Genomic DNA, 20,413 nt, shown 5'->3' on the forward strand with positions numbered 1-20,413 from the left:
GAGTCACTTTGTAGAATGCACATCGAATTTCGCCATCTCCGCACCATCAAGGCCATTCATGAGTGCGGCGGCCTGGCCCGTGCGGCGGATCAACTGAACATCACGCAGTCGGCTTTAAGCCATCAGATCAAGGGGTTGGAGGATCAGGCGGGGGTCGAGCTGTTTCTGCGGCGGTCCAAGCCGATGAAACTGTCGGCGGCGGGGCTGCGCCTGTTGCGGCTGGCCGAGCAGATCCTGCCGCAGGTCGAGGCGATGCAGGCCGAGTTTTCGTCGCTGCGCGACGGGCGTACGGGACGGATGCATATCGCCATCGAATGTCACGCCTGTTTCGAATGGCTGTTCCCGGTGCTGGAGGCGTTTCGCAAGACATGGCCGGATGTGGATGTGGACATCCGGCCCGGTCTGGCCTTTGACGCGCTGCCCGCGCTGCAGAAGGAGGAGGTCGATCTGGTGGTGTCCTCGGATCCTGAGGACCTACCGGGGGTCGAGTTTGTGGAACTGTTCGACTATGATCCGGTGTTCGTGGCGGCGTCGTCCCATCCGCTGGCCGAAAAACCGTTCATAGAGGCCGAGGATTTCCGGGGGCAGACCCTGATCACCTATCCGGTGGAGCGCACGAGGCTGGATGTGTTCAGCCAGTTGCTGATCCCGGCGCGGGTGGAGCCGGCGGCGATCCGGCAGGTGGAGCTGACGGCGGTGATCCTGTTGCTGGTGGCGTCGAACCGGGGCATTTCGGTGCTGCCGGACTGGGTCGTTCGCGAGGTGAAATACAACTCGGACTATGTCACGCGGCCCCTTACCAGCGATGGTATAACCCGGCGGCTTTATGCGGCGGTGCGCTCGGAGGACCTGGAAAAACCGTTCGTTCAGGAACTGGTGAAACTGGCGCGCAGCGAGGCGCGCAAACTGCAGGCGCAATAGGGCGCAAACCGGGGGGCAGCTATGCGCATCATGCCCCTTGGCAAGCCCGCCTTGCCCCAGTATACGCGCGGTTTGACCGGACAGGAGCCCCACGACAATGAATGGCAGTGCGAATCTCAACATCATGATCAAGGCCGCGCGCAAGGCGGGCCGTTCTCTGGTCAAGGATTTTCGTGAGGTCGAGAACCTGCAGGTGTCGATGAAAGGGGCGGGGGATTTCGTTTCGAAGGCCGATATCGCCGCCGAGAAGATCCTGAAAGAGGAACTGATGGGCGCGCGCCCGACCTATGGCTGGCTGGCCGAGGAAGGTGGCGGGATCGCGGGCGAAGATCCGACCCGGCGCTGGATCGTCGATCCGCTGGACGGGACCACCAATTTTCTGCACGGGCTGCCGCACTGGGCGATCTCGATCGCGCTGGAGCACAAGGGCAAGATCGTGTCGGGCGTGATCTATGATGCCGCCAAGGACGAGATGTTCTTTGCCGAAAAGGGCGAGGGCGCGTGGATGAACGACATGCGCATTCGCGTTTCGGGCCGGCAGCGGATGATCGAATCGATCTTTGCCACCGGTCTGCCGTTTGGCGGGCGGTCCGATCTGCCGGCAACGCTGCAGGATCTGGCGCGGCTGATGCCGGCTTGCGCCGGGGTGCGGCGCTGGGGTGCGGCGGCGCTGGACATGGCCTATGTGGCGGCGGGCCGGTACGAGGGTTTCTGGGAACGTCGTCTGAACGCCTGGGATCTGGCAGCGGGCGTCATCATCGTGAAAGAGGCGGGCGGGCTGTGCGAGCCGCTTGATCCCAAGGGCAGCATCTTGTCGGATGGTGAGGTGATCTGTGCCAACGAGCCGATTTTCGACCATTTCGCCAAGGTGATCCGGGGCTGATCCGCAAAAACCGATGCTGGGCATCGGTGCCTCAGGCGGGAGTATTTTCGAAAAGATGAAGCGGCGGGGGCGACCTAGCGGTCTGACGGGTGGTTGACGCCGTCGGTCCACGGGATCGGGCCGTGGGTGCGGGGATTGCCGCCCTCGATACAGCCCAGGTTGACGCCGCATTCGGCCGGGTTTGCGCGTCGCTGGTGATAGACATAGATGCCGCAGGTCTTGCAGAAATGGTGTTTGGCCGTATGCGTGCCCCAGGTGTAGAGCGTCAGGTTGTCGGCCCCTTTCAGAACCTTGAGCGAAGCGGCGATGGCGGTGACGGCGGCAGCGCCCCGGCGGATGCAGAAGGAGCAGTCGCAGCGGGTAGCCGAAGCGAGGCTCTGCGGGAACTCGGCCTCGATCTCGACAGCGCCGCAATGGCAGGTGGCTTTCAGGCGGGTCATCGGCGGGGCACCTTTGGAATGCGGGATCGGGACAGTTTGTAAGCGTGTTCGGGGTGGGGCGGCTGACCGTGCGTGCGCTGCCAATAGTGGCGTCCGCCGCGCCTGAGCCAGAGCGGGATGCAGAAGACCAGCCCGATCACGAAGCCGCCCGAATGCGCCCAATAGGCGACGCCTCCGTGATCGGGGTCGGAGGCGAGGCTGCCGAGGAACTGCATGCCCAGCCACACGCCCAGCATGATGAAGGCCGGGATCGTGATGATGCGGACATAGACGATCAGGATCAGCAGGATATCGACGCGCGCCCGGGGAAACAGCAGCAGGTAGCCGCCCATGACACCGGCGATGGCCCCCGATGCGCCGACGGTGGGCACCAGCGAGCCCGGCGCCGAGACCACATGCGCCAGCCCTGCCGCAATGCCGCTGGCGAGGTAGAAAATCAGGAACGGCACATGGCCCATCTCGTCTTCGAGGTTGTCGCCGAAGATCCAGAGGAACAGCATGTTGCCCGCCAGATGCATCCAGCCACCATGCAGGAACATCGAGGTGACCAGCGTTTGCAGGCCATAGCCGTCGGCCACCCGCGCCGGAATGACGGCATAGTCGAAGAAAAAGCGGGTGAGCAGCCGGTCATTGTCCATGATGCTCACATAGCTGAGGAAAATCAGGACATTGGCGGCGATCAGGGCGTAGACGACATAAGGCGTGCGCCCTGACGGGTTGTGGTCGCGTATCGGTATCATGGGGGGACGCTGGGCCTTTCGTGGCCCAGCGTCAAGTCAGGTTATGCCGCACCTCCCAGGAGTGCCGCGTTGCCGCCCGCGGCGGTGGTGTCGACGCAGACGTGGCGTTCACCCACCACGCGGGCGCGGTCGGGCTTGCCGGGGATGAGCGGCAGGATCGGGCCGGCGCGTCGGGCCAGGTGACGCTCTATCTCGCGCCCGGTCTCATCGTCGCCCCACCACAGGACGCCCGAGATGCCCTGGATATGTTCGAGCTTGTGCAGGTCGAGCGCGCCGGTGGCGCAGATCGCGGTGCCGCCCTGGGCAAAGACACTTTCGGCTTGCTGGCGCACCGTGTCGGCGTCGGGGCCGAGGCACAGGAGCGGTTCGCGCGGGATTTCACTGAGCCGGTTCGACTCGCCGGTCGGGCCGGGCAGCGTATGGGTCTTTACCGCCGCCGGTGTGCCGGTTGGCCTGGGCAGATCCGCCATGACGGTAGCCCACGCCGCGCCGCCATTGCGGCGGTCGGGGGCGCAGAAGCGGGCCAGATAGTTCGGGCCGCCCGCCTTGGGGCCGGTGCCCGAGAGCCCCTCGCCGCCGAAGGGCTGGCTGCCAACGATGGCGCCGATCTGGTTGCGGTTGACATAGATGTTGCCCGCATGCACCGCTTCGGTCACGTGCTGCACGCGGTCGTCGATGCGGGTTTGCAGACCGAAGGTCAGGCCATAGCCGGTGGCGTTGATATCGGCGATGACATTGTCGATTTCATGCGATTTGAACCGGGCCACGTGCAGGACCGGGCCAAAGATTTCCTCTTCCAGCGCGGCAATGCCGGGGATCTCGATCATCGTGGGGGCGATGAAGGTGCCCTGGGGTGGTGTGGCCAGCTCTTTCAGGACGCGGCCTTCGGTGCGGGCCTTGGCCACGTGATCGGCGATGCCCTGACGCGCGCCTTCGTCGATGACGGGGCCGCAATCTGTGGAAAGGTTCCAGGGGTTGCCGACCTTGAGCGCGTCCATCGCGCCCTGAAGCATGGTCAGCACGTCATCTGCGATGTCTTCTTGCAGATAGAGGCAGCGCAGGGCGGAACAGCGCTGGCCCGCAGACTGGAAGGCGCTTTCGATCACAGCCTGTACCGCCTGTTCGGGCAGGGCGGTGCTGTCGACGATCATGGCGTTGAGGCCGCCGGTTTCGGCGATCAGCGGTGTGCCGGGGGTCAGGTTTTCGGCCATCGCCTTGCGGATGCGCAGGGCGGTGGCGGTCGAGCCGGTGAAGGCCACACCGTTCACCCGCGGGTCCGAGGTGATCGCCGCGCCGACGGTGCTGCCACGGCCAGGCATCAGTTGCAGCGTGGCACGGGGCACGCCCGCCTCGTGCATCAGTTGCACCGCGCGGTGGGCGATGAGCGGGGTCTGGTCAGCGGGTTTGGCCAGCACGGCGTTGCCCGCGGCAAGCGCCGCCGCGACCTGTCCGGTAAAGATGGCCAGCGGGAAGTTCCACGGGCTGATGCAGGTGAAGATCCCGGCGGGTTTGGCCGTCGGTGCGTTGGCGCCGTAGTAGCGCAGGAAATCCACTGCCTCGCGCAGTTCGGCCACGGCGTCGGGGATGGATTTTCCGGCCTCGCGGGCGAGGATGGCAAAGATTTCGCCGAAATGCGCCTCGTACAGGTCAGCGGCCCTGTTCAGGATCGCGCCGCGTTCGTCTGGCGTGGCCTCCCACGTGTTGGCCGAGGCCAGCGCCAGTTCGATATCTTCGGGGCTGCACATGGAAACGGTGCCGATGACGCCGCCGTCATTGGGGTTTGTGACGTCCTTGGAGGCTTCGGGCGCAGCGGCGTCCGCCAGCAGGGGAGCGGCATTCCACTGGTGCGTCAGCCACGGGGCGCGGGCCTTTTCGATCTGGTCGAGAGTGGGTACATGATGCAGGTCGAAGCCCTTGGAGTTGACCCGCTCGGGGGCAAACAGCTCGGGGCCTTTGGGCAGGTTCTTTGCGGGTTTCTGAACGGTGTCAAAGGGATCGGCGGCGACCTCTTCGGGGGGAACGTTTTCGTCGACGATCTGGTTGACGAACGAGCTGTTGGCGCCGTTTTCCAGCAGACGGCGCACCAGATAGGCCAGGAGGTCGCGATGCGCGCCGACGGGCGCATAGATGCGGCAGCGGGTGTTCTGGCGGTCTTTCACCAGGCTGTGCAGGGTTTCGCCCATGCCGTGCAGACGCTGGAATTCGAATGGCTGTCCGTCCTGCGCCATGTGCAGGATTGCCGAAACGGTGTGTGCGTTGTGGGTGGCGAACTGTGGATAGATGCGGTCGGTCATGCCCAGCAACTTGCGGGCATTGGCGATGTAGGAGATGTCGGTTGCCGCCTTTTGGGTGAAGACGGGGAAGCCGTCGATGCCGGCAACCTGCGCGCGCTTGATCTCGGTATCCCAATAGGCGCCCTTGACCAGTCGCACCATCAGCTTGCGGTCGTGGCGTTCGGCCATCTCGTAGAGCGTGTCCAGAACCAGCCCGGCGCGGGGGCCGTAGGCCTGCACCACGATGCCGAAGCCGTCCCAGCCCGCAAGCGCCGGTTCGGCCATGACCTCTTCGATCACCTGCAGCGACAGCGACAGGCGGTCGGCCTCTTCGGCGTCCACGTTCAGGCCCATTCCGGCGGCCTTGGCCAGCAGCGCCAGCGCACGCAGGCGGGGTACCAGCTCGTCCATGACGCGTTTTTCCTGCGCCACCTCATAGCGGGGATGCAGGGCCGAGAGCTTGACCGAGATGCCGGGGTTTTCGCGGATGTCCTTGTGGGTGCAGGCCTCGGCAATGGCGGCAATGGCGCGCGAATAGGACAGGTGATAACGGGCGGCATCCTTTTCGGTGCGCGCGGCCTCGCCCAGCATGTCGTAGGAATAGGTGTAACCCTTGGATTCCATCCCGCTGGCGCGTTTCATGGCGGACTGGATGGTCTCGCCCAGCACGAACTGACGACCCATTTCCTTCATCGCGCGACCCACGGCGGTGCGGATCACCGGCTCGCCCAAACGCTTGATCGCGCCGCGCAGGGCACTGACCGGGGCGGCCTTGCGTTCATCCAGCACCTTTCCGGTCAGCATCAGCGCCCAGGTTGAGGCGTTGACCAGCGACGACGAGGAATGGCCCAGATGCTTGCCCCAGTCCGACGGCGCGATCTTGTCTTCGATCAGCGCGTCGATAGTGTCGGCATCGGGCACGCGCAGCAGCGCCTCGGCCAGGCACATCAGGGCGATGCCTTCGTCGGTCGACAGGCCGTATTCGGCCAGAAACACCTCCATCAACCCCGGCGCTGTGCTGGAGCGGATGTCGCGCACCAGCTGAGCGGCAGAGCCACAGATGGCGGTGCGGTCGGCGGGGGTCAGGGCCGCCTGTTTGGTCAGGGCGGCCAGAATGTCGGATTGATCGGCATAGGTCTGGCTGTCGATCAGCAAGCGCAGGTCGTGTTTCATGGTTTCTCCGGGCGTTTTGCGTAGTATACCGCGAGATATACGGGACAATCGCCCGAAGAGTTGCTAATATTGGTTCAATGACCTGATTTTTGGACGCAATACGATGCAAAACGACTTGCCTGACCTGGACCGCTTCGACCGTGCCATTCTCAAGGCACTGGCCGGGGACGGGCGAATCTCGGTTGCCGATCTGGCGCGGCGGATCGGCCTTTCGAAATCGCCGACGCAGGCGCGGCTGAAGAAACTGGAAGCGGACGGGATCATCACCGGCTATCGCGCGCTGATCGATCCGATCCGGCTGGGGCTGGATCACGTGGCCTTTGTCGAGGTGCGCCTGACGGATACACGCGAAAAGGCGCTGGCCGAGTTCAACGCGGCGGTTCGCAAGATCGGAGAGGTCGAGCAAGCCCATATGATTGCAAGCAATTTCGACTATCTGCTCAAGGTGCGCACACGGTCGATGTCGGAATATCGCGCAGTGATGGCCGAGAAGATTTCCTCGTTGCCGCATGTGTCCAGCACCTCGACCTTCGTGGCGATGGAAGCGGTGAAAGAGGCGGGTTTGCTGGGCTCGCTCGAAAATGTGAGTTGACGCGGACGTGAGTTGCGTCAGCATTGGGTCATGAAACGCATTCTTTCCGTGCTTGTTGCGCCCGCCTTTGCCGCCAGCGCCGTGCTGGCAGAAACCTGTCCTGACGCGCCCGACCATTCCGAGGGGTTGGGGCGGTTGATCGCCGAGATACAGAATGCGCCGAACGAGACCGAGGCGCGGACCATCTCGAACCAGATGTGGGAGTTCTGGGCGGATGCGCCGAACGAGCAGTCGCAGGCGATTCTGGATCGCGGCATGTCGAAGCGCGAGGCATGGGATCTGCTGGGCGCACGCGAGGATTTCGACCGGTTGATCGATTATTGCCCGGACTATGCCGAAGGGTACAATCAGCGCGCCTTTGTCAACTTTCTGCGGCAGGATTTCCCGGCGGCGCTTGTCGATCTGGACCGTGCCATCGAACTGTCGCCGCGCCATATCGCGGCGATCAGCGGGCGCGCGCTGACACTGATGGGCCTGCAACGGTTCGACGAGGCGCGGCGGGACATGGCCAGGGCGCTGGAGCTGAACCCCTGGCTGCCCGAGCGCGGACTGGCCGCCCCGGGCGGGCCGCTGGCGCCAAAGGGGCAGGATATCTGAAACGGTCGGAAAAAATCTTGGTGATCATCACGATATCACGTTGAGCATCTTTCCGTGACTGAGTAGAGCTTGTTCAGCCACAGGCCGATGCGGGCGTGATGGAATGGTAGACATATCGGACTTAAAATCCGAAGGCCTTGTGCCGTGTGGGTTCGAGTCCCACCGCCCGCACCAAATACATTATTAATAATGTATTTCAATAATTTGTAGGGATCTCCTTGTTTTCAGCCCACCTTTTGTGTGGCGCTTCATGCTCGATCTGTACTCTCGATCTCCTGAATTGGAAAATCCATGGTGGGTGAAGGCCAAGGGCTCCACTTTTCGTCGAGCGTCATTTTTTGATGACCTGATTCCTGGTTTCCTATTTCATCGTCGGGAACGTCGCGCACCTTCTTTGAAAAGGCACATGAAAAATTTCAACGCTTCGAACTCTTCGATCTCAGTTTGGCCTTGAGCCGTGCACGATCATCCATTCGCCGCCGTTGTTGGGCACGATCCTGGCGCTGCTGGCAGCCCTCGACCTGGAACTATTGGTCAGAAGACGCAGTAAGGGATCCACATCTGATTTTGACAACATATTCGACTGAAGTTCCGCAGTGAAGGAGTGACAGCCGTTAAGGCGCAGCGGTTTTTTTGTTCTCAGTTCTTGTGACGCAGGATGACGAGACCGTTCAGTTTGTTAGTGCCGAACCCAGATCCTCAACGCCGTGTTTCCGATTGCTGAACATAGGCAGGCAGCCGTGTCAGACGCGGTGCAAGCCCCGCTTCAACAAGAAAGTTCCCGTGCGCCAGGGCATTCCTTGCGAGGCAAGTTTCTCGCTGACAGTCCCTTGGTGCCAGCTTTGGTCATGTTCATCGAAACACTCAAAGTGAGGATCGAAAAATGGCTACTCAAACTCTGAAACTGAACGTCAAATCCGGTGAAAAAGACGGCAAGAACTTCTGGGACCGCTGCGGCGTGCTCTTCGTCAACACCGACGACCGCGGCAACATCACGTCGATCAACGTCAAACACAGCATGTTCCCCGACGTCGAAATGGTCGCCTTCCCGCGCCGCGATGGCCATTCAGTCACCGATTGACTGCGGTGCCGGGACGGGTGTCCCCGGAGCTGGGTGTGGATCGCTGCCAACTGGACCTCGACAAGCGTCCGTTGTTGCTTCGGTGCGGCTCCTCAGACCGGACTTTCGCTGCAAGAGCAATATCGGCAGTTGGGGGAACTGGTGCTATGCGGACGAAGTTGCCGTTCAATTTCCGGAACGAATGTCGGCTTTCAGTTCGTTGCCATCAACGCAGAGCCGCCCAGAAGAAACGATCCTCCAGTGTATCCCATCCGCTTTCTGGCGCGCAGGCTTTGGAAGACCTTACGCGCCTGCGCCGCCAGAAGCGCATACCCACCCAAGACAATCAGAACGTCCACCGTCGACGTTGCCATTAACAGCAGGAATTGTGGCACCATGGGATGTGCTGGGTTCATGAATTGGGCGAGGAAGGCAACATAGAACAGGATCGCTTTCGGGTTCAGGACACCAGTCAGAAATCCTGCTCGCACGCTGCCCGAGCGGAGAGAAACCGAGGGTGCACGGGCCAGATCGCTTTCGACCATGCGCCGCGCTGCCAGTATTTGTGCCAGCCCGAGGTAAGCCATGTAGGCAACGCCTGCCCATTTGATGATATGGAAGACCTCGCTGGATGTGGCCAGAACCGTTCCAAGCCCAACATAGGCGACCGTCATCACGACAATACCGCCGAGCAAGTCACCGAAGATGCAATGGAACGCAGCACCAAGACCTTTGGAAAGCGACTGACCAATCACCATCAAGACACTTGGCCCAGGAATGAGCGACAGGATCGTGTAGGCAGCCACATATGCCAACCAAGTTTCTAAGCTCATTTCAAAGGCCTCTTGTTCCTCTGTCTAGCATTGTCTGTTCCCGACGGATGCGCAACCAGCACCAGACATTCGCTTCATCGCAGCAATCCTGCACTTTGGGCTCGGCGCCGCCATTCTCTGCGGCTGGCACCGACTGGCGGTCAGAGCCCCGAGCCGACATTGCCGCTCAGCTTAGGTGCTGCGGATGCATTCGGCAGCTTTTGGTCGATTGCAGACCACGTTCCTCAAGCTGATGAAAACGAACACTGCGGACAAAGCTGATCTTGGCTGCCGCCCTGCAAAAGTCCAAGTTGTTGGGATTGCTCAGCGGTCCAAAAAGTCGGAGATTAAACGTGTGAAAAAATCAGGTCTCTCGGCATGTAGAGCGTGAGCGCAACCTGGCACAACTGCTAACAATGTATTGGGAATTGTTTCCCAAAGCATTTGAATTTGGCTCCACGGATATGTCCGATCTTGATCGCCCCAAAGCACAAGAGTTTCCTGCCGGATCCGGCTAAGGTTCTGCTCTCCTGACCAGGATTGCATCGCTTCAAGCCCAGCATTTATGGCGGCCAGTTTGGCTTGAGCGGCGATCCCGGCGCAGTGTTCATATCCTGGCGCAGCTTCGCAATCCAGAAACCAAGTCGCTGCGATCCTACGTGCGGTGGCCGCCGGGCCGTCTTCCGCAGCGCGTTTTTTACTGTGTTCAATGGTCTCGAACCGCCCCGGCAAAACACCGACCGCGCCCGTTGCGTAAAGCACAAGACGGTCAATCCTTTCAGCCTCGCGCAAGGCAATTTCCTGAGCGATCATACCGCCCATGGAGTGACCCAGCAGATGATATTCCTCTACTCCAAGGCCGCGGAGATGCCGGACGACCCAATCCGCATATCCGCCAATACTGTCAATTGGCGGCAGATAGGCATTTGCGCCGAACCCAGGCAGGTCGACTGCAATCACATCAGTATACTGCTGCAGGGCATCACGACACCCATCCCATTGTGCGCTGCCCCCCATGAAACCATGAACAAGGACAAGGGGGATCACTTTCGCTGACCTTGAACGATCCGATCAAGGATCATCGCACAGAAGAGAATGGCAAAACCTGCGAGGATACCCTGGCCCACATTGGCGTATTGCAGCGCCTCGAGGACGTCTTCGCCCAGCCCTTTCGCGCCAATAAGCGAGGCCACCACGACCATGGCCAGCGACAGCATGATTGTCTGGTTGATGCCCGCGCGAATGGAGGGGCTGGCGAGCGGCAGATCGACCTTGGTGAGAAGGTACCACTTGTTGGCGCCAAAACTGATCGCGGCTTCACGCACGCTTTCAGGAACACCGCGCAGACCCAAAACGGTAAGGCGTACCACAGGTGTCCCGCCGAAGATCATAGTGACAATCACTGCCGCTGGCTTGCCAACACCAAAAAAGGCAATCACAGGCACCATGAAGACAAAGGCAGGCATGGTCTGCATGAAATCCATAATCGGCTGGATGACAGCATAGAACCGCGGTCGGCGAGCAGAGAACATGCCCAAAGGAATGCCAATCACGATGGAAAGCAGCGCTGCAGTGCCGAGAAGCGCCAAAGTGGTCATAGCTTTTTCCCAGAAGCCGAGAAGGCCCATGTAGGCCAGAAAGGCACCAGACCATATAGCCATGCGCAACCCAGCCGTGAGCCAGGTCAACAGAACGATCAGCGAGGCCACCACAATCCAAGGCGTTTGAACCAGTGCAACCTCCATGGCATCCAGCAACCAGCGAATGGCCGCGGTGAGCCCTTCAAAGAACGCCACACTGTTGGCGACGCACCAGGCGATAAAACCCTCTACGCTGTCAATACTGGCCAGGCGGATTGAGTTGTCCGTCGGAAACTCGCTGAGAAATGAAAAACGGCCGGGGAAACTGTAGTGGATCATTGCGGTCGCGACCAACAAGATCATGAAACCCGCACTGAAAACAATCTGACTGACCGGCATGCCAGAGCGAATGGCGCGATCTGAGAGCCAGTCAGAAAACCGGGCCTCCAGTGCCCAGTTGGCGGCCACAGCCTGTATGAGCTTAGCCACAAGCAAGATGATAACCCCGGTGAGTGCAATCGACGGACCTTGCGCGGCGAGCAGCTCTGCCTCGGCGCGGAAACCTTCAATGTTGGCCTCCAGCCCTTCGATCTGGCGCTGGATGGCGGCGGCTCGATCCGAGCCGCTTTCTTGAGCTGCAGCAAGCTGTTGGTAGCGCAAATCGAGCGTACCTTCGATCGAGGTCACACGGGCCAGCGCATCCGCTCCCAGATCTCCGAATAGGCCCCGCGCTATCTGCACAAAGCCGATTGCCTCGACGACAAGAAAGGCCAATGCCCATGACCAAAGTCCGCGTGCGCCGAACCAGATCGGACCAAAAAGCCCGGCCATCACATTGAAGGTTGCCGTAAAGCGCGCGGACGAACCGATCTTGTCGAAGTTGCGGATGTAGTAGTCGGGACTTGTGCGCACAAAGGTGCGGATATTCTCGCGGCGTTCCTCGGCGTAGGCCTGCGCGGCTTCGCTTTCTGTGTCTTCAAGGGGGTTCACACCAAGATCTTCGCTCATGACATTTCCGTCCCTTCAATCACGGTGCGCAACAGATCTGCGCGAGTGATGACACCTCTGTCTTCGCCGCCTTCGGACACCAGAACCGGCCGTTCATCGTCGATGGCTCGCGTAATTAAAGCGGAAAGCGTCTCATTGTGGTCCACCCGGTCGATGTCAGCGGGCAGCGGGCCGTGCGTGGCGAGGTAGCTGTCCAAGGGCTGCATCGCCGCATGAGCATGCACCACCTTCAGGCGCGATATCCCGGCCACGAAATCAGCAACGTAGTCATCAGCGGGATGCATGACAATGTCCTCAGCCGAGCCGATCTGCACCATTTTGCCATCACGCATGATCGCAATCCGGTCTCCTATACGGACGGCCTCATCCAGATCATGAGTGATGAAGATCGTGGTCTTTTTGAGGATTTTGGACAGCCGGATGAACTCATCCTGCAATTGTCGCCGGATCAGGGGATCAAGTGCGGAGAAGGGCTCATCCATCAATAGAACATCAGGGTTGGCCGCGAGCGCACGGGCAAGCCCCACACGTTGCTGCATGCCGCCAGAGAGTTCGTGAGCGAATTTCGACCCCCAAGCCCCCAATTCGACAATGTCGAGAATGGCGGCCGCCTGCCGCATGCGCTCGTTCTTGGCGACCTGGCGGATTTCCAGGGGCATTGCTACGTTATCAAGGACTGAACGGTGGGGCATCAGCGCAAAGTTCTGGAAGACCATCCCGATTTTTCGGTTGCGGAAAGCCTGAAGTTCCTTTGTGCCGAGTGCCATGACGTCCGTGCCTTCGATCTCGATCTTGCCGGCCGTTGGTTCGAGCAGGCGATTGAAATGGCGCACGAGTGTGGATTTGCCGCTCCCTGATAGGCCCATGATACAGAAGATCTCACCGCGTTTGACGTCGAGGCTGACATCGGCCACGCCCACCACCGCGTTGAATTCAGCAAGGACTTCAGCCTTGGTCAGCCCCCGCGCACGAATGGCTTCAAGAGCGGCCTCGGGTTTTGCCCCGAAGATTTTCCAGATGTTGGAAATTTCGATTACAGTCTTGTCGCTCATCCGCCCACCCGTGCGTGCCTTCAAGTGGGGCGGCACCGCTAGGTGCTGCCCGTTGTTTTTTGGCCTGGCTCAGAGACCCAGCATCGAATCTACGCGCTCGGAATTGGCGTTAACCCATTCGGCCGCAACTTCCTCAGCATCCCGCCCATTGGCACTGATCTCGAAGGCCAGCGAGCTCACGTCATCGGCGGTCAGGGAGAAGTTCGCGAAGAACTCCGCAATCGCCGGCGAGCGATCTGCAAGCGAGTTGGACCAGGCGATCTGCACTTCCTTCAGGGCGTCCTTGCTGGCAACCATCGACTTGTTGTACCAATCAGGATCGTCGGAGGGCTGCACCATGACGTATTTTTCGGGGTCATAAGTCGGTTCGGTCAGCATCACCACGTCGAACATGTACCAGACAGCATGCGGCTCATAACAGTAGAAGGCATATCCTTCGTTTTTGGCTATACTGTCCTTGATGCGCGCGGTCTTTACAGCTTCCTCGGCGCGGATCGGGTCGATGAAATCCAACAGGCCATAGTCGCGCACCTTTACCTCGTTGACATTGGCCGAGGCCCAGCCGGGTGCACCGATCCACATTTCACCCTTACCATTGCCATCGCTGTCCATCGCAGCCGCCACATCGGGGCGTCCAAGATCCGCGATGTCGGTGATATTCATCTCTGCGGCAAAGTCTTTGGAGACACAGAAACCCTGATTGCCCTGATAGGGGTTCGATGACAACGTCACTGTGCCGGCACCATCAACATATTGCTTGGTGAACGCTTCCTGGTTTGGCAACCATACATCTGGATGAACATCGATATCACCCTTACCCTGATCCATCGCTTGAAAAATCGTAGCATTGTTACCAGGCACGTACTCCACCGTGCCGCCAATGCGAGTGGTCACGATCTCACCCAAGACATGAGCAATAGCCTGTGCTCCGGTCCATGTGGGAACACCGATCTTAACCTCTTCAGCGGCGAGTGGTGCGCCGAGAGCTGAAACCAAAGCCGCGCTGATCAAGTATTTTTTTAGTGTCATTTGATATCTCCTTGTTGGTTTTTTTGTATATTTTCAGGCCACGTAGCCAGGAAGTTCGAAAGTTTCGGGATAGCCAAACAGGGCTGCACTTCCGCCGGTGTGCAGAAAGACGACATTGTCCATGCCGTCGAAATAGCCTTTGCGGGTTTGGTCGATGAGACCATCCAACCCTTTACCGGAATAGACCGGGTCGAACAGAAGCCCTTCGGTGCGGGCCAACAGCTTGAGCGCGTCAATCATCCCTTTGGTCGGAAGACCATATCCTGCACCGACGTAGTCGCAGTTTGCGCGCACATTTTCGCGCGCAATGGGCGTACCCGTCTCCATATACTCGACAGTACGTACGGCCAGATCATGGACCATGCCTTCCTGTTTGTCTTGCGGGGCCCGCACGCCGATGCCCAAAAGGTGAATGTCACTATCTAGGGCGGCAAGACCGGCGACTAATCCGGCTTGTGTGCCCGAGCTGCCGGTCGCATGTACCAGCGCATCAATTTTCAACCCGGCATTGGCGGCCTGTTCGCATAACTCGCGCGCGCAGTTCACGTAGCCCAATGCCCCGATCGGGTTCGATCCACCGCCCGGGATGATGTAAGGGTTTTTGCCTTCTGACTTCATCTGCGCAGCGCAGGCTTCCATCTCGGCGTTCATGTCTGCGCCACCGGGACGCTTGGAGACACTGGCACCATGCAATCGATCCAACAGGACGTTTCCATTCAGAATATAGTTCGGGTCATTGGAACCCGTACGATCCTCAAGCAGGATATGGCACGCAAGGCCAAGTTTTGCGGCCGCCGCTGCTGTCTGACGCGCGTGATTAGATTGCGTCGCCCCTTGCGTGATGATTGTATCTGCGCCTTTCTGGACTGCGTCAGCCATCAGAAATTCCAGCTTACGGGTCTTGTTGCCACCCGACGAGAGGCCAGTGCAATCATCCCGTTTGACCCAAAACCGAGGACCACCCAAAGCCTCGCTCAGGCGATCCATCGGCTCCAACGGCGTAGGAAGATGACCAAGCGATACCCGGGGAAATTTCGCCAGCGTCAGCGATAATTCCTTGCACAAGCTCAAAACCATCTCCGGCGCGACCATCTTGTCACCGCCGGTCATCTGAATTGTCTCCGCCACCACACTCTCCCTGCTTTTGCCTACAGCCAAACACTTTCAAAAGAAAAAGAAGAAAAACAGTGCATATTTCGCAGGCTGCTCATACATTTTGTTTGGGTACTCGGGAGGTGCGGATGAATATGCTGTGGTTTGATGATGTTCTGGCCCTTCTGGAAGAGCGGAACATGACGCGGGCCGCGGCCCGCAGAAACATCACACAACCAGCGTTCTCAAGGCGTATTCGCAGTTTTGAGGAGTGGCTGGGGATTGAAGTTCTCGATCGCAAATCGAACCGGGTCGAGATCAGTCCAGCACTGGCCTCTAACGAGGCCGAAATCCGCTCTTTGATCGCAAGGCTAAATGACCTGCGCACAAAAATTGCGCAACATGACCCCACCGTTTCGATTGTGACGATCGCCGCGACACACGCATCGGTCGTCTCCACCTTCCCTGATATGGCATTGCGTGCACGTGCCACGTTCAAGGGGCTCCGTTTTCGCCTCAGGACTGCCAATCTGAACGATTGCGTCACTCTGTTCCTGCGCGGCGATACCAACATGCTGCTATGCTATGAGGCGCGAAACGTCGCCCCAATGCCGTTCGGAGCAGGCATACGTCGCGGCACTTGGGGTCACGACTACCTCGTTCCGGTCATCGGTGGCGGATTGCGGTATGCAGTGCGCGGAAACGGCGACGTGCCTTTGGATACGCCAGCGATCGTCTATCCCGAAAACAGCTATTTCGGCGAAGCATTGAACAAAAGCAAACTCCCGTTCGGAACCGCCGATTTCAGCAAAAACCCCGTTTGCCAGACGGCCTTTTCAAGTGGAGCAAAGGAAATGATCCTGAACGGTCTCGGTGTTGGTTGGCTGCCGTTCAGCATGGTGCACAAGGAAATTGAAAGCGGCGAGCTGATCTCCCTACGCAATCAATTGGGTCAGGAAAAGCTCGACGTGGTGGTCTATGCCCATCACCAGACCAAGATAGCGAAAATGTTGCTTGATTTCTGGACAAACAGGACGTTTTCAAAGTCTTGAGCCGATAAGACGCCAATCAGCGCCAAAGACCATAGCCATCTGTCGGCACCAAATATTGACTGCTGAAAGCTGTGCGAAATTGCCGCGCTTCTCGCGGCATCCTATCCCACAGTCGTCCGGATTTCGTAAATATTCAGTGATCGCTTTGGGCTCTCGCCCGGCTTTCGCCGCACGCTAAACGAATGGCTGCTGTCGGGAAACGGGCCAAACTTTGCAAAGTTGGCTTTCCATGCATAACAGCCGCACTGGCCTGCCCATGCTGCACAAGCACTGCGGGATGTCCAGAATAGGACAGTTAGCTAAGCTGAAATTCCCTGGCACAAATACGCAATAGCCAATTGCGGAACTGCGTTACGACGCGTGCACCATCGGCTCGGTATGAGGTCAGAAGATAATACGCGTTGCCTGTTGGCAGGTTCAATTCCAGTGGCGCGACCAGATTTCCTTTGCGCCGACCTTCTTCGCCAAAAGGTCGGCGATCCATGGCCCAACCCAACCCGCTTTGTGCGGCCTGCAACGCGTTCGAGCGATTGTCCATTTCGGCAATCGGTTTCCACGCAGTTTCAGTCAGACCCGCTGCGGAAAACCAGAGGCCCCATTCGTTTACATGATGCCGGCTTCGGATCAACGGTTCGGACAGCAACTCTTCGGGTGAGGGAACTGATCCTCGCGCCGCCAGGTAATCAGGCGAACAAACTGGTTGTATCACCTCGTCAAACAATTTGATACAACGGGCCTCCTGCGGCGGTTTGTCGGCATAAACAATGGCCATGTCGATATCGCTGCCACTCAGTGTGATTTCCTCGGGCATCGTGATGATATTGATCTTCACGTTGGGGGCAGCTTCGCGCAGGTTCGGCAGTTTTGGGATCAACCACATATTCGCCAGTGACTGGTACATATGGACCGAAACAGACTGGTCGCTTTTTTTGTCCGTGTATTTCGCAAAAGCCGCATCAAGTGTATCCAGCGCCTGACGTATCGGTTCGTACAAGGCCTTGCCTTCTGCCGTCAGCTCAGCCGTCTGGCTGGTCCCGCGCTCCAGCAAGGTCGTGCCAACAAATGCCTCCAGAGATCTTATCTGATGGCTAATCGCAGAACCGGTGATATTGAGTTCCTGAGCGGCTTCTACATTGCGCCCTAGCCGGACAACGGCCTCGAAGGCGCGGATCGCGGCAAAGGGCGGAATCTTGCGTGACATCTGACTACCTGAACTTGCGGGGACAAACGGACCCTAAGGTAAATTTTCAGCGGCTCCCAGCGCTTTCAGCTCAGAGTTTCGTGGTACACAAGGCCAATAGGCGTTTCAGTTCAGGCGCTGATAGATGATCAAACTGCGCTGACAGATCATGAATTTCGGTGGCCCGTTCCTTGCCCAAAACCGGATCAGCCAGCAGATGGAATTTCTCGGTGATCTGACTGTCGCTCAGCGGATTTTCCGCATCACCGCGCGGGGTGCGGGGATTGTCTTCGATCCGGCGACCGTCGTTGAGTACAATCGTTACCTGCGCCCAACGCTTTTCGATGCTAATGCGGGTCATTTCCGCGTCGTCGATAAGTTGGGTTGCCCGACTGATGCGCAGGATATCCGGGTCGCGCAGGGCCCCATCGGTCAATTCCGGCACGCCAACCTGACCACGCACGATCATTGCAGCCACTGGAAAGGCGATGGCATAGGCGAATTCATCCTGATTTTGCGGCTCATGCCCGGCCAGACGGGTGGCATAGTGGAAGGTGCGGATTTCGACGCTTTCCACCTGCTCATGGGTAAACCCATGCTCGGCCATCATGTCATGCACGGCATCCAGCGAGGGATGCGCCCAGCGGCAACAAGGGTAGGCTTTGTAGTGGGTATGATCGATCAAGCGCCAACCCTGTCCCAGATCGGACCAGAATTCAGCCCCGTCCTCGCCTTCGCAGGTTAGCGCGGGTGCGCCTGTGAACCCTTCCATCGCCAGATAGGCCGCTGTTACGCCCGAAGGTGCACCCCAGCCGACCCCGTCGCGCAGCATGGTCGGGTGGTCAATACAGCGCATCATCTGGCTGCGAGGCCCATGATATTCGCCGATGCCAGCCGCGTGGCGGATCTGTTCCGCGCTGCCACCCAGCAGTTTCGCCCCGGCGCCGGCCACGCCGACGGCGGTCCAGGCCCCCGAGGTATGATAGTCGGCGCAGGTGGCGTGCTGCACCAGACCCGCGCGGTATGAGATTTCATAGGCAGCAGCGAGGATTTCAGCAAAGCGCTTGCCGTCAATATCCTGATTGCTGGCCTGCGCCATGGCGATCAATGCCGGAAAGATCGCGGAACCCGCATGGCCCTTGCAGGGGGTCGTCCCGTCATGTGCGTCGATGCTGTCTATGGTGAAGGCCCCAGCCATGGCAGCCCCGACGGGGCTGACCGACCGACCATCCATCAGCATGCGCGCCCCACCGGCACTGCCCGCACCAAAAATCAACGGTGCGGTGCGCCGGGCAATCCCTGACAATTCGGTCGTGGCCCCCACGGCGGCGACGCCCATTGTGTCGGTGAATGAGCGGCGCAAGGTCCACAGCGCCGCTTCAGGCAGATCGTCATAGCTCAGCTCGGCGGCGAATTGATCGAATCTGGGGGGCATCAGCTCAGCCTCTCGATGGCGGTTTTCATTCGGTTGACCCCTTCGACGATATTGTCTTCCGAGGTTGCGATCGACATACGGAAAAACGGATCGCAGGAGAACCCCGGACCGGGCACGACAACTGCCCCATGATCCATCAGATAGGCTGCCAGATCGGTTGAGTTGTTCAGCTTCGCGCCATCCGGTGTCGCGAGACCTAAAAGCGCTCCGCAATCGGGCATCAGATAGAACGCACCGCCTGGTTTCTGTGTGGTCAAACCTTCAATCTGGGCCAGCCCGGCCAGGGCCACATCCCGGCGGTGCTGATAGGTAGCGCACCAGTCTTTCAGGAAATCCTGCGGCCCTGTCAGCGCGGCCACGGTAGCGGCCTGAGAGACCGAGCATGGCCCGCCATTGGTCTGACTGAACAGGCTGCGAATACCGCCTGTCCACCAATCCGGCCCGCCCGCATAGCCGATGCGCCAGCCGGTCATGGCATAGGATTTCGACACACCGTTAACGGTAAGGATACGATCTTGCAGATCGGGCACAGTGGCCGCCAGTGTCGCAAACTCAGCCCCGTCAAAGATAATATGTTCATAAAGGTCATCAGAGATCACATTGACATGGGCGTGCCTGCGCAGAACCTGTGCCAGCGCCTCCAGCTCGACCGCCGAATAAACCGCGCCAGTCGGGTTCGATGGCGAACAGAGCATCAGCAACCGGGTACGGGGCGTGATTGCACCCTCCAGCGCCTCGGGCGTCAGCTTGAATGCCGTCGCAGCCGTATCGACCAGCACAGGAGCACCGCCCACCGCCTGCACCATCCCCAGATGCGAAGCCCAGAGTGGCACCGGCAAGATCATCTCATCCCCTGCGTTTAACACCGCCTGAATGGCCGAGGCCAAAAGGGGTTTCGCGCCCGAGCAGACGATGATTTCCGAAGTGGTGAATGCCAGCCCGTTGTCGCGCTGGAATTTCTCGATCACAGCCGCTTTGACCGCACCGGTGCCATCGGTGGGGGTATAGCGTGTCTCGCCCGCGCGGATGGCCGCAACCCCGGCCTCGCAGATATGGACGGGGGTGTCGAAATCCGGCTCGCCCACAGAAAAATCGATCAGATCGGCCCCGGCTTGCCGCAGCTCATAGGCTTTGTTGAAAACGCCAATAATGGGCGATGGGGGAAGGGCATCGACGAGGCTTGACAGCATCAGGACGCCTCCGCCAGATCGGCCAGCGTCAGGTTGGGGCCGAAGCTGTCCGGTCCCACCAGTATGTGGATGACAGCAGCCTTGCCCAAGGCCCGCGCACGTTCCAGTGCAGGCGCAAATTCAGCGGTGGTTTCCACCCGCTCGCCATGAGCGCCATAGCCCTGCGCCACGACGGCGAAATCGGGGTTGGTCAGCGATGTGCCCGACACACGTCCCGGGTGCTTGCGTTCCTGATTGGTGCGGATCGTGCCGTATGAGCCATTGTCGACGATGATGAAAATAGGATCGAGGCCGTACTGTACCG

Annotated in this window: 19 protein-coding genes and 1 tRNA gene; 7 read left to right on the forward strand and 13 right to left on the reverse strand. The window is 59.6% G+C overall.

Annotation, left to right across the window (positions count from 1 at the left end):
* Window positions 1-15: 15 nt before the first annotated feature.
* The gene (locus AC2FMY_RS17280) at window positions 16-921 is read left to right on the forward strand and encodes a LysR family transcriptional regulator (RefSeq protein WP_480749218.1); all 906 of its coding nucleotides are present in this window, start codon (window positions 16-18) and stop codon (window positions 919-921) included.
* 97 nt (window positions 922-1,018) lie between these two features.
* Window positions 1,019-1,804 carry an inositol monophosphatase family protein gene (locus tag AC2FMY_RS17285; RefSeq protein ID WP_496807780.1) on the forward strand — a complete coding sequence of 262 codons (786 nt, stop codon included), beginning with the start codon at window positions 1,019-1,021 and terminating at the stop codon, window positions 1,802-1,804.
* A gap of 74 nt (window positions 1,805-1,878) precedes the next feature.
* Here AC2FMY_RS17285 and AC2FMY_RS17290 read toward each other — a convergent pair whose 3' ends face one another.
* The 3 genes from AC2FMY_RS17290 to putA are packed head-to-tail and all read right to left on the reverse strand — an operon-like array spanning window position 1,879 to window position 6,430.
* On the reverse strand, window positions 1,879-2,244 hold the full coding sequence (locus tag AC2FMY_RS17290; protein WP_496807781.1) for a GFA family protein: 366 nt from the start codon (window positions 2,242-2,244) through the stop codon (window positions 1,879-1,881).
* Window positions 2,241-2,984 carry a rhomboid family intramembrane serine protease gene (locus AC2FMY_RS17295; protein ID WP_480749221.1) on the reverse strand — a complete coding sequence of 248 codons (744 nt, stop codon included), beginning with the start codon at window positions 2,982-2,984 and terminating at the stop codon, window positions 2,241-2,243. Before AC2FMY_RS17295 ends, AC2FMY_RS17290 begins: the two co-directional genes overlap by 4 nt.
* Before the next feature lie 41 nt (window positions 2,985-3,025).
* Complete coding sequence (putA, locus tag AC2FMY_RS17300) at window positions 3,026-6,430, reverse strand: bifunctional proline dehydrogenase/L-glutamate gamma-semialdehyde dehydrogenase PutA (RefSeq protein WP_496746932.1); 3,405 nt, start codon at window positions 6,428-6,430, stop codon at window positions 3,026-3,028.
* A 103-nt stretch (window positions 6,431-6,533) separates the two neighbouring features.
* Between putA and AC2FMY_RS17305 the strand changes: the two genes are divergently transcribed.
* From AC2FMY_RS17305 to AC2FMY_RS17320, 4 genes are all read left to right on the forward strand, one after another.
* Window positions 6,534-7,022 (forward strand): Lrp/AsnC family transcriptional regulator, encoded by a 489-nt coding sequence (locus AC2FMY_RS17305; RefSeq protein ID WP_480749223.1) that lies wholly within the window; start codon window positions 6,534-6,536, stop codon window positions 7,020-7,022.
* 30 nt (window positions 7,023-7,052) lie between these two features.
* Complete coding sequence (locus AC2FMY_RS17310) at window positions 7,053-7,619, forward strand: tetratricopeptide repeat protein (protein WP_496746937.1); 567 nt, start codon at window positions 7,053-7,055, stop codon at window positions 7,617-7,619.
* A gap of 89 nt (window positions 7,620-7,708) precedes the next feature.
* A tRNA-Leu gene (locus AC2FMY_RS17315) sits at window positions 7,709-7,793 on the forward strand.
* A gap of 709 nt (window positions 7,794-8,502) precedes the next feature.
* Window positions 8,503-8,700, forward strand: coding sequence for a hypothetical protein (locus AC2FMY_RS17320; RefSeq protein WP_496807782.1), 198 nt, complete (start codon window positions 8,503-8,505; stop codon window positions 8,698-8,700).
* A gap of 191 nt (window positions 8,701-8,891) precedes the next feature.
* Here AC2FMY_RS17320 and AC2FMY_RS17325 read toward each other — a convergent pair whose 3' ends face one another.
* The 6 genes from AC2FMY_RS17325 to cuyA form a co-directional block, all read right to left on the reverse strand.
* Complete coding sequence (locus AC2FMY_RS17325) at window positions 8,892-9,512, reverse strand: LysE family translocator (RefSeq protein ID WP_496807783.1); 621 nt, start codon at window positions 9,510-9,512, stop codon at window positions 8,892-8,894.
* A 303-nt stretch (window positions 9,513-9,815) separates the two neighbouring features.
* Window positions 9,816-10,538: an alpha/beta fold hydrolase gene (locus AC2FMY_RS17330; protein WP_480749227.1), complete on the reverse strand. Its 723-nt coding sequence runs from the start codon at window positions 10,536-10,538 to the stop codon at window positions 9,816-9,818.
* Window positions 10,535-12,079, reverse strand: a complete 1,545-nt coding sequence (locus AC2FMY_RS17335) for an ABC transporter permease subunit (protein ID WP_480749228.1) — start codon at window positions 12,077-12,079, stop codon at window positions 10,535-10,537. The genes AC2FMY_RS17330 and AC2FMY_RS17335 overlap by 4 nt, the downstream gene beginning before the upstream one ends.
* Entirely contained in the window at window positions 12,076-13,131 is a 1,056-nt protein-coding gene (locus AC2FMY_RS17340) for a quaternary amine ABC transporter ATP-binding protein (protein ID WP_496807784.1), read from the reverse strand. The genes AC2FMY_RS17335 and AC2FMY_RS17340 overlap by 4 nt, the downstream gene beginning before the upstream one ends.
* 69 nt (window positions 13,132-13,200) lie before the next feature.
* On the reverse strand, window positions 13,201-14,160 hold the full coding sequence (locus AC2FMY_RS17345) for an ABC transporter substrate-binding protein (RefSeq protein ID WP_480749229.1): 960 nt from the start codon (window positions 14,158-14,160) through the stop codon (window positions 13,201-13,203).
* 33 nt (window positions 14,161-14,193) lie between these two features.
* Window positions 14,194-15,207, reverse strand: coding sequence for a D-cysteate sulfo-lyase (cuyA, locus tag AC2FMY_RS17350; RefSeq protein WP_496807789.1), 1,014 nt, complete (start codon window positions 15,205-15,207; stop codon window positions 14,194-14,196).
* Between the two features lie 68 nt (window positions 15,208-15,275).
* Between cuyA and AC2FMY_RS17355 the strand changes: the two genes are divergently transcribed.
* Window positions 15,276-16,304: a LysR family transcriptional regulator gene (locus tag AC2FMY_RS17355; protein ID WP_496807785.1), complete on the forward strand. Its 1,029-nt coding sequence runs from the start codon at window positions 15,276-15,278 to the stop codon at window positions 16,302-16,304.
* A 295-nt stretch (window positions 16,305-16,599) separates the two neighbouring features.
* Here the strand turns inward: AC2FMY_RS17355 and AC2FMY_RS17360 are convergent, their stop codons facing one another.
* From AC2FMY_RS17360 to AC2FMY_RS17375, 4 genes are all read right to left on the reverse strand, one after another.
* Complete coding sequence (locus AC2FMY_RS17360; protein WP_496807786.1) at window positions 16,600-17,505, reverse strand: LysR substrate-binding domain-containing protein; 906 nt, start codon at window positions 17,503-17,505, stop codon at window positions 16,600-16,602.
* Between the two features lie 70 nt (window positions 17,506-17,575).
* Window positions 17,576-18,919, reverse strand: coding sequence for an MmgE/PrpD family protein (locus tag AC2FMY_RS17365; RefSeq protein ID WP_496807787.1), 1,344 nt, complete (start codon window positions 18,917-18,919; stop codon window positions 17,576-17,578).
* The gene (locus tag AC2FMY_RS17370; RefSeq protein ID WP_480749233.1) at window positions 18,919-20,109 is read right to left on the reverse strand and encodes a pyridoxal phosphate-dependent aminotransferase; all 1,191 of its coding nucleotides are present in this window, start codon (window positions 20,107-20,109) and stop codon (window positions 18,919-18,921) included. Before AC2FMY_RS17370 ends, AC2FMY_RS17365 begins: the two co-directional genes overlap by 1 nt.
* Window positions 20,109-20,413, reverse strand: a 305-nt coding sequence (locus AC2FMY_RS17375; RefSeq protein WP_496807788.1) for a thiamine pyrophosphate-dependent enzyme, incomplete at its 5' end; no start/stop codon positions are given. The genes AC2FMY_RS17375 and AC2FMY_RS17370, both read right to left, overlap by 1 nt.

The sequence above is a fragment of the Ruegeria sp. YKSE079 genome, from assembly GCF_059612845.1.